At 50.8% G+C, this 4,370-nt stretch carries 4 protein-coding genes; 1 reads left to right on the forward strand and 3 read right to left on the reverse strand.

Annotated features, from left to right (window positions below; all coding sequences use genetic code 11):
- On the forward strand, nucleotides 1-866 hold an 866-nt coding region (locus tag OXG87_09855), incomplete at its 5' end, for a transposase (GenBank protein ID MCY3869851.1).
- A gap of 197 nt (nucleotides 867-1,063) precedes the next feature.
- Here the strand turns inward: OXG87_09855 and OXG87_09860 are convergent.
- The 3 genes from OXG87_09860 to OXG87_09870 form a co-directional block, all read right to left on the reverse strand.
- Nucleotides 1,064-1,909 carry a hypothetical protein gene (locus OXG87_09860; GenBank protein ID MCY3869852.1) on the reverse strand — a complete coding sequence of 282 codons (846 nt, stop codon included), beginning with the start codon at nucleotides 1,907-1,909 and terminating at the stop codon, nucleotides 1,064-1,066.
- A gap of 278 nt (nucleotides 1,910-2,187) precedes the next feature.
- A complete protein-coding gene (locus tag OXG87_09865) occupies nucleotides 2,188-2,949 on the reverse strand; it encodes a methyltransferase domain-containing protein (GenBank protein MCY3869853.1) in 762 nt (253 codons plus the stop codon).
- A 115-nt stretch (nucleotides 2,950-3,064) separates the two neighbouring features.
- Nucleotides 3,065-4,201 carry a sialidase family protein gene (locus tag OXG87_09870; protein ID MCY3869854.1) on the reverse strand — a complete coding sequence of 379 codons (1,137 nt, stop codon included), beginning with the start codon at nucleotides 4,199-4,201 and terminating at the stop codon, nucleotides 3,065-3,067.
- Between the last annotated feature and the right edge of the window lie 169 nt (nucleotides 4,202-4,370).

The raw sequence follows: 4,370 nt of genomic DNA on the forward strand, positions 1-4,370 counted from the left end.
TGGTTGAGCGTATAGACTTTGGCTATCAGAAATTCTTTGCCAGAGACAACAAGCGACCACCACAATTCCGTAGCAAGTTCAAATACAAGTCCTATACGCTGAAACAGTCAGGCTACAAATTTCTTGAGCGTAATAAAGTGCGTATCGGCAAGCGTGTATTTAGGTATCACAAAAGCAGGTGTTTCGATGTAGAAAGTGTCAAGACTGTCACTGTTAAGCGTGACCGTGTAGGCGACTTGTGGCTCTGTGTTGTCGCAAAGGCTGAAAGGTTCAAGCAAAGCATTGTCAAGACGGGTAAAACCGCAGGCTTTGACTTCGGCTTGAAAACATACCTGACAGCCTCAGATAGCACAAGAATACAATCGCCTTTGTTCTTTTTTCGTAACATCAGAAAGGTCAAGAAGGCCAATCGCAATCTTTCTCGCAAACAGAAGGGTAGCAACAACCGTCACAGAGCAAGCGTAAATCTTGCCAGAGTGCATCGGCGCATAGCCAATCAGCGCAGGGACTATCATTGGCGACTTGCCTATCAACTATGCGCGGCGTATGATTTCTTGTGCTTTGAGACGTTAAATATCAAAGCCATGCAACAGGTGTGGGGCAAAAAGATTAGCGACCTCGGTTTCTCTGATTTTCTCACTATCGTTGAGTATGTTGCAAAAAAGACGGATACAGGTTTCAAAAAACTTGATATGTGGGAAAAAACGTCTAAGACCTGTTCTGGTTGTGATACAGCCAAAGAGAATCTTGAATTGCGAGAAAGAACGTTTCGTTGTGACCATTGCGGTCTTGAAATAGACAGAGACCTCAACGCGGCGATAAACATTCACAGGTGGGGACGTCCGCCTATGCAGGAGGCCGCGTAAGACTGGGCTTGTATAGCCAGCAACGGCTGATGATCGCACAATCCCTGCTGAACCTGCGGTTCTGATTTCAGAATCAGGCTTCAGACGGGGGAGTACGTCAAACAAATGCCAGTGAACCGCATGATGAACCTCCAGAAGTCTCAGTGAAATTCTTTTGGACGGCGCAGGACGCGTCGCCTCCTTCGAGGTGGTGAAAGTCACGGCTTGCGTATAAGGTTCTCGCCGTGTGCGCCTGGTCGTGTTATGTGGTGTTCCGCATCGCTCTGGCTGATTCCCTTCGCCGTCATGAACCGCGGTCGATCCAGGACGTTGAAGCTCCTCGAGTGCAGAGCCGACATGTTCGTGACATACGCTTCACCCGGATCCCCTGTCAGTTCCACCACACGCAGAGGATGACCCCAAACGTCGGTGGGTTTCTCCATGAATCGTTGCCTGCGATCCTCGAAGTCCCTTTTATGAGTTAGATTTCGCAACCAGGTGTGAGAGGCAAAGAACCTTTGCTTTATGTGCTTGACCTTCAGGTCAAGCTGATGCGGGGTGAGCTCGCTGTAGAACTTGCACACAACGTGGTGTGAACCCTCAACCAGAACCGTGCCTCCGCCTTCTGGATCGACCTTACTCAGAAAGCAGAAAATGAAGATGTCGCGGAGTTGGTCAACATTGCGAAGCGGGTTTCCGTGCCAGTGCCAGTCGGTTGCGATGTCCCAACTTTCTCGCTGCTGGGGGAAGGTGTACAGCACAATGCCGCGATCTTTCGGGGGACGCCACCGTCCCTGACCGAGCAACTGATCTACCACTGCTGCAAATTCTGCCGTCATGGCTTCTCGAAAGATGCGAGAGTTTCTCACGGATCGGCTGACTCCTCCCGGGTATTTTCGCCAGGTCGCAGGATCATCCCGCAAGACTCCCTCTCTCTCCAGCCGACGCCAGATCGTCGATTCCATCTCTGCGGCGTCTTCGGGCGTAAAGGCGCGCACCTTGACGTAGCCTCGGGTGGAGAGTTGCTCAAGGTCTTGTTCATTCAGTGGTCCGTCAGTCGTCATGGAATTGCCTTTCTATATCGGTGAATAGAATGAATTCGCCACTGATGTCAATCATGGCAGAGGGTGTGGGGATCGAACCCATATACGGGATATCCCACAGGATACCCGTAGCCCTCGGTTTGGAAGCCTCGGGGCCAGCACCACTGGCTCTCACCCCCTGCTCAATAATACGACGATGTCATAAAATGGAATGTTTCGGATGGGATAGGGGAGACTACACCTTATTGGTCTCGAAGCGCTTGCGTCTAACGATGGGGGTGGTTGATGTGGCAGGGCTTTTATTCAGGCTTACGACAGGAAAAAACGACGATATCATGCTCCGATGGTTCGGTATCCCCGTAAGCTTTCGTCGTCTGTATATCCATAAATCCTGTAGTACGCAGCATTTCTTCAAATTCAACTATGTCATAAAACCGTTCATTATAGTCGAATAGTTCCGTCGTAGTGAGCTCTCCATTCACATACACTTCATATTTGGTCAGGTTGCGAATGACAAGTCCACCGTCTCTTTCAGACCATAATGAAGTAATCCAAACAGTCGAACCATCAAGCCGGTCTTCGATTTCAATTTCCGTTTCGCCTGATTTTCCAAACTCACCTTCTTCAGGTGGCGTCTTGAGGTCCAGAACAAACCATCCACCGGGCAAGAGATAGTCCCAGAGTTTCTGAAGCGATTTCTGAGCAGCTTCCCGTTCATAGAGATGACCAAATGAACGGTCCGGGATGAAAATGAATCCATATTGTCGCGACAGGTTGATCTCTTCAATCAACTGTTGATGCAGCGAGGGATCTAAGCCCTTCTCTGCGCATTTCTTACGACATTCAGCCAGCATATATGGTGAAGCATCTATCCCATCAATATCCGCTCCTGCTTCCAGAAAGGGGATTAGAAAATATCCTGTTCCACACATCGGTTCGAGCACCGGGTCTGGTCTTCCAGCTTTTTTCCACTTGTTCAGGTAGAAAGGAAGCATATCGCCGCGTCTTCCTTCCAGGTCGTAGCCTTGAGAGTAGATTCTTCCGTAAAAGGACTGCTTCAAGTTTGGGGTCTCCTCAACACATCGGTTCAGTGAAATATTTAATGGATGTGTCTGATCCTGGGATCTCTGAAGTTCACGGACGACCACCACAGTCCCAGAGCTATTCCACTCATTTCTATGGCGTGTCGATCCACCAGTGATACACGTTCGTCAAGTGCTGTTCATACGCATGCGACGCCTGCAGCAGCAGCCGATTCCGCTTGTGTGGATTCAGTGATCCGACCACGATGCTGTTCGAATATGCTGCGATTCCCTTCTCGCGCATCCTCAAGTAGATGCCGTCATCCCAAGCAAGGCCATCTCGTGAAGCATACAGAACAAAGTGACCTTTTTCCTCTTTCTTACCCTGCAAGAATGCACTGCGTCCATGCATGAAATAACTGCCGTTTAGCACGGCCATCTGAGGATTTCGGATCTTCTTTTTAAAGTGTGCGATCTTCGGGTCGGACCAGGTCCGTCCGCCGTCGTCGCTCACCACATAGTCCATCGTGTCTTCGGCGTTGCTGTTATAGACATAGACGACAATGCTTCCGGAATCCAGCATCTGCATGGTTCCATACGATTTCCCGATGGTGTCGAAGGGAAGCTCGCTGCGCTTCACGAACGTCCGGCCACCGTCTCGGCTCACGTGCAACTCGTACACATGCTCGGGCTTGTTGCCCAGGAAATTGATCTCGTTGTCGTTCTTGAAGTGCAACACGAGTATCTCTCCGTTGTAATACCGTGCATCGTAGAGCCTGCCCCGACTGTCGCACAGTGCAGACGGCTCACGCCATGTGTGCCCTCCATCCGGACTGCTGATGTATGTCGGCACCTGAAATTGCCTCCAAATGACATTGGTCGTGATGTCACATACAAGGAAAAAGAGGACGATTTCACCCTTGTCCGTCCGAACTGCCTTCTCGGCGAAGGCAGACAGTTTCTTGCTGGTCTTCCCGCTCTGCCCGGTGTCGAACAGGTTCTTCGAATAGGCAACCACGTTCCGATCGCTCCATGTCTCGCCGCTGTCTTCCGATCGCTTGTATTCCATCCAGCCCCTGGCCGAGTGGCCCCTGTTAGGCTTCTCCGGGTTGTGGCGTTCGGCGGAGCAGTTCGGATAGAAGGCGAGGATCTTCCCGTCCTCATACTCCACCAGTGCGTGCCCGAGATTTCCACCTCTTCTTGCCGGGGAGTGATCTACGAAGAGAATCCCATCGTTCGGTGGGTTTTTGGGGGTGACTTCGTAATCTGCTTTGTTTGGATGTGCGTCCATAAGTGTCTTCCTGGATGAATTTAAATGCCTTTGTAGATATTGGAGGAGTACATTTCAAAGCCTTCGGGGCCGGGGTAGCCGTCGAAGAGGTTGCATTCGGGCACATTGCCGGGCGCGCCATTTTTGAGCCAGTCGATGAAGATGGGGTCGGCATTGCGGTGTTCGAGTT

It is taken from the genome of Gemmatimonadota bacterium (assembly GCA_026706845.1).
GTDB lineage: Bacteria > Latescibacterota > UBA2968 > UBA2968 > UBA2968 > VXRD01.